5 protein-coding genes are annotated in these 5,188 nt (G+C 71.1%); all 5 read left to right on the forward strand.

The window, feature by feature from the left end:
* Positions 1–1,163 (forward strand): polarized growth protein Scy-related protein (locus H5J30_RS16665; protein ID WP_508470501.1); only part of this gene is annotated, 1,163 nt, incomplete at its 5' end.
* 103 nt (positions 1,164–1,266) lie between these two features.
* Entirely contained in the window at positions 1,267–2,202 is a 936-nt protein-coding gene (locus H5J30_RS16670; protein ID WP_181788218.1) for a coiled-coil domain-containing protein, read from the forward strand.
* A 143-nt stretch (positions 2,203–2,345) separates the two neighbouring features.
* Complete coding sequence (locus H5J30_RS16675; RefSeq protein WP_181788219.1) at positions 2,346–3,359, forward strand: ABC transporter ATP-binding protein; 1,014 nt, start codon at positions 2,346–2,348, stop codon at positions 3,357–3,359.
* A 5-nt stretch (positions 3,360–3,364) separates the two neighbouring features.
* Positions 3,365–4,144, forward strand: coding sequence for an ABC transporter permease (locus tag H5J30_RS16680; protein ID WP_181788220.1), 780 nt, complete (start codon positions 3,365–3,367; stop codon positions 4,142–4,144).
* Between the two features lie 114 nt (positions 4,145–4,258).
* A partial coding sequence (locus H5J30_RS16685; protein WP_181788221.1) for an ABC transporter ATP-binding protein occupies positions 4,259–5,188 on the forward strand: 930 nt, incomplete at its 3' end.

The raw sequence follows: 5,188 nt of genomic DNA on the forward strand, positions 1-5,188 counted from the left end.
TGGCCTCGGCGCGCAAGCGGGTCGAGGAGGCGCAGGCGGAGGCGGCCCGGGTCACCGAGGAGTCGGAGCGCCGGGCGCGCGAGCTGGTGGCCGCGGCCGAGCAGACGGCCCAGCAGGTACGGGACTCGGTCAGCGAGCTGCGCGGGCAGGCCGACGAGGAGATCGCGGGGCTGCGCTCGGCCGCGGAGCACGCCGCGGCGACGCTGCGCCGGGAGACCAAGGAAGAGACGGACGCCGCCAAGGAGTTGGCGGAGTCGACCGTCAACGACGCGCTAGCAGAGGCCGAGCGCCTGCGTACCGAGGCCGAACGGGTCCGGGACGAGTCCCGCGCGGATGCCGCGAAGCGCCGTACGGAGGCCGCGGAACAGGCCGACAAGCTGGTCGAGAAGGCGCACGACGAGGCGACCCGGGCCACCGCCGCGGCCGAGGAGCAGGCCGACGTGATGGTCGCCGCCGCCCGCAAGGAATCCGATCGGCTGGTGCGCGGCGCCACGTCGGAGGCGAGCGGTCTGGTGGAGAAGGCCCGCGCGGACGCCGACCGGATGCTGGAGGAGGCCCGCCGGGACTCCCAGGCGATCCGCGAGCGCGCCGAGGAGTTGCGTACGCGCACGGAGGCCGAGACCGACGCCCTGCACGACCGCGCGCGGCGCGAGGCCGCGGAGGCCACCAAGACCGCGGGCGAGCGCGTCGACAAGCTGGTCGCCGCAGCTCACGAGCAGCTCAACTCGGCCGAGACGCGCGCGGGTCAGCTGGTCACCGACGCCAAGAGCGAGGCGGACAAGGTCCGTATCGCCGCGGTGAAGAAGGCGGAGGGGCTGCTCAAGGAGGCCGAGCAGAAGCAGGCGGAGGCGTTCGACGCGGCCGAGCGGACCAAGGCCGAGGCGCGCGCCGAGGCCAAGCGGATGGTCGACGAGGGCGGCCGCGAGCTGGAGTTGATCACCCGCAGACGCGAGGACATCAACGCGGAGATCTCCCGCGTGCAGGACGTCCTCGAAGCCCTGGAGTCCTTCGAGAGCCCCGGTACCCTCGCGGCGAACGGCAAGGACGCCAAGGACGGCAAGAACAGCCAGGTCAGCAAAGGGAAGGACGGTGGGGGTAAGGCCCCCGCCGCCGCCGCGGCCCGGTCGGGGAGCAAGCAGTCCGGTGGCAGACCACTCGATTGAGCGGACATTCTCCAGATCAAACCTGGATTGACGCTGTGACACGCCGTCAGCACCCCTAGGATTCCCCTTATCACCTCACTCGGTCTCTTTCGACAGGAACCCCATGAGCGACACTGCCAACCCCTTCGGTTTCGAGTTCGCAAGGCGCGGATACGACCGCGAGCAGGTGGACGAACGGATCACCAAGCTCGTAGCCGACCGCGACAGTGCCCTCTCGCGCATCACCTCCCTTGAGAAGCGGATCGAGGAGCTGCACCTCGAAACGCAGAACGCCCAGGCGCAGGTCGCCGACTCCGAGCCGTCGTACGCCGGCCTCGGTGCCCGGGTGGAGAAGATCCTGCGGCTCGCCGAGGAAGAGGCCAAGGACCTGCGCGAGGAGGCCCGCCGCGCCGCCGACCAGCACCGCGAGCTGGCCGAGTCGGCCGCGCAGCAGGTGCGCAACGACGCCGAGTCGTTCGCCTCCGAGCGCAAGGCGAAGGCCGAGGACGAGGGCGCCCGGATCGTCGAGCAGGCGAAGGGCGAGGCCAGCGGTCTGCGCGCCGAGGCGCAGAAGGATGCCCAGTCCAAGCGCGAAGAGGCGGACAGCCTCTTCGAGGAGACCCGTGCCAAGGCCGCCCAGGCCGCCGCGGACTTCGAGACCAACCTCGCCAAGCGCCGCGAGCAGTCCGAGCGCGACCTCGCCTCCCGCCAGGCCAAGGCCGAGAAGCGCCTCGCGGAGATCGAGCACCGGGCGGAGCAGCTGCGCCTGGAGGCCGAGAAGCTGCGTACCGACGCCGAGCGCCGCGCCCGGCAGACGGTCGAGACCGCGCAGCGCCAGTCCGAGGACATCGTGGCGGACGCGAACGCCAAGGCCGAGCGGATGCGCAGCGAGTCCGAGCGCGAGCTGGCGGCCCTCACCAACCGCCGCGACAGCATCAACGCCCAGCTCACCAACGTCCGCGAGATGCTGGCGACGCTGACCGGCGCGCAGGTCGCCGCCCAGGGCGGCACCGACGAGGTCGAGGACAAGCCGGGCGTGCCCGCCCAGCAGTCCCGCTGAGTCCGCCGCCGGGCGGACGACCCCCGCCCGGCCGCACCGTACGTCTCCGGCGCCCTCCGCCCCCGCGGCGGAGGGCGCCAATCCGGTTGTGTCGATTGTGCCCAGGAGATGCGTTCGATGACGTCCCCGCCTAGGGTTAGCGCATGATCGAACTGGAGGGGCTGACCAAGCGGTACGGCGACAAGGTCGCCGTGGACCACCTGACCTTCCAGGTGCGGCCCGGCATGATCACCGGATTCCTGGGGCCGAACGGCGCCGGCAAGTCGACGACGATGCGCATGATGCTCGACCTCGACAACCCCACCTCCGGGTCCGTGCGCATCGACGGCAAGCACTACCGCGAGCTGCCGGAGCCGCTGAAGTACATCGGCGCCCTGCTGGACGCGAAGAACATGCACGGCGGCCGCAGCGCGTACAACAACCTGCTGTGCCTGGCCCAGAGCAACCGCATCCCGGACGCCCGGGTGAGCGAGGTGCTGGAGACCGTCGGTCTGACGGCGGTGGCGAAGAAGAAGTCCAAGGGCTTCTCGCTCGGCATGGGCCAGCGCCTCGGCATCGCGTACGCGCTGCTGGGCGACCCCGAGATCCTGATGTTCGACGAGCCGGTCAACGGGCTCGACCCCGAGGGCATCCACTGGATCCGCAACCTGATGAAGAGCCTCGCCGCCCAGGGCCGCACGATCTTCGTCTCCAGCCACCTGATGAGCGAGATGGCGCTCACCGCCGACCACCTCATCGTCATCGGCCAGGGCAAGCTGCTCGCGGACACCTCGATGGCCGGCTTCATCCGGGAGAACTCGCGCTCGTACGTACGCGTGCGCACCCCGCAGCCGGAGCAGTTCAAGGACGCCGCGAGCACCGCGGGCATGGCCGTCACCCTGCGCGGGGACGGCGCGTTCGAGATCGAGGGCGCCGACATGGCCGAGCCGGTCGGCGAACTGGCCGCGCAGCACCGGGTGACGCTGCACGAGCTGAGCCCGCAACAAGCCTCCCTGGAGGAGGCGTTCATGCAAATGACCGCGCAGGCGGTCGAGTACCACGCGCACGATCTGAGCGACCCGAACGCCGCCGCCGCGGCGGCCGGGGCCGTACCCGGCGCGCCGCCCGCGCCGAACGCGCCGCCCCCGCCGGGTCCGCAGTGGGGCAAGGGAGACTGACGGCCATGGCAGCACCCTCGGCAGTGCTCAAGTCGGAGTGGACCAAGGTCCGCACGGTCAGCTCCACGATGTGGACGCTGGCCGCCGCGCTGGTCCTCACCGCCGCGGTGGGCGCGCTCCTGTCCGGCGTCATGAACGCCACGTTCGACGACCTGTCGCGCGCCGAGCAGCTCACCTTCGACCCGACCCTGGTGAGCTTCTTCGGCATGATGCTCGGCCAGCTCGCGATGGTCGTCTTCGGCGTCCTGGTGATCAGCACGGAGTACAGCTCCGGCATGATCAAGACCTCGCTGGCCGCGGTGCCGCAGCGTGCCACGTTCTACGTCTCCAAGATCGCCGTCGCCACGCTGCTCGCCCTGATCGTCGGGCTGCTCACCAGCTTCCTCACCTTCTTCCTCGGCCAGGCCCTGCTCGGCGACCACAAGGCGTCGATCGGCGACGAGAACGTGCTGCGTGCGGTCATCGGCGCCGGGCTGTACATGGCCGTGATCGCGATGTTCTCCATGGGCGTCGCCTCGATGCTGCGCAGCACGGTGCTCTCGCTCGGCCTGCTGATGGCGTTCTTCTTCCTGATCTCCTCGATCCTGGCGGGCGTCCCGGCCACCAGGGACGTCGCGCGGTACCTGCCGGACCAGGCGGGCTCGCGCGTCATGCAGGTGGTGCCGGGCGCGCTGAACAGCGACGAGACGCCGTACGGGCCGTGGGGCGGCTTCGGCATCATGTGCGCGTGGACGGCGGTGGCGCTGATCGGCGGATACATCGTGCTGAAGAAGCGCGACGCCTGACCCTCCCGCCGCCCGTCCGCCCGCCCGCCGGGAACCGGAAGCGCACCGATAGCCTCTTAGCCTGAAGGGGGACGGGAAGTCGCGTGTGCCCCCGTGTCCGGCGCAGGGGGCCACATGATCGAAGCACAGGGTCTGACGAAGACCTACGGCGGGAAGACCGCCGTGTACAACCTTTCCTTCACCGTCCAGCCGGGCGTCATCACCGGCTTCGTGGGCCCCAACGGGGCGGGCAAGTCGACCACGATGCGCATGATCCTGGGCCTCGACGAGCCGAGCAGCGGCACCGTCACCGTGGGCGGCCACCCGTACCGCAGGCTGCCCAACGCCCCCCGCCAGGTCGGCGCCCTGCTGGACGCCAAGGCGGTCCACGGCGGCCGCAGCGCCCGCAACCACCTGCGCTGCATCGCCCAGCTCTCCGGCATCCCGCAGCGCCGCGTCGACGAGGTGCTCGACGTCGTGGGGCTGCGCGAGGTCGCCGGCCGCCGCTCCAAAGGCTTCTCGCTCGGCATGGGCCAGCGCCTAGGCATCGCCGGCGCGCTGCTCGGCGACCCGCAGATCCTCCTCTTCGACGAGCCGGTCAACGGCCTCGACCCCGAGGGCATCCTGTGGATCCGCAACCTGATGAAGAAGCTGGCGAGCGAGGGCCGCACCATCTTCGTCTCCAGCCACCTCATGAGCGAGATGGCGGTGACCGCCGACCACCTCATCGTCATCGGCCGCGGCCAGCTCATGGCCGACATGAGCGTGCGGGACTTCATCAACACGCACTCGGCGAGCTTCGCGCGCGTCCGCGTCCCCGACGGGGAGCAGGCGGTACGGGAGAAGCTGTCCGCCGCGCTCACCGAGCAGGGCGCGCACGTGCTGCCCGAGGACGACGGGGCGCTGCGCGTCGGCGGGATGCCGCTGCCGCGGATCAGCGACCTGGCGCACGACGCGGGCATCCGGCTGTGGGAGCTGTCGCCGCACGAGGCGTCGCTGGAGGAGGCGTACATGCGGATGACGCAGGGCGCCGTGGACTACCGCTCCACCGCCGACCACCGCGCC

Origin of the sequence: Streptomyces phytophilus (assembly GCF_013870535.1) — a bacterium.
GTDB lineage: Bacteria > Actinomycetota > Actinomycetes > Streptomycetales > Streptomycetaceae > Streptomyces > Streptomyces phytophilus.

What these genes read in the sequence shown, in the direction of transcription:
- H5J30_RS16675 (WP_181788219.1), top strand. Translation starts at nt 2,346, where the DNA reads ATGATCGAACTGGAGGGGCTGACCAAGCGGTACGGCGACAAGGTCGCC.
- H5J30_RS16680 (WP_181788220.1), top strand. Translation starts at nt 3,365, where the DNA reads ATGGCAGCACCCTCGGCAGTGCTCAAGTCGGAGTGGACCAAGGTCCGC.
- H5J30_RS16670 (WP_181788218.1), top strand. Translation starts at nt 1,267, where the DNA reads ATGAGCGACACTGCCAACCCCTTCGGTTTCGAGTTCGCAAGGCGCGGA.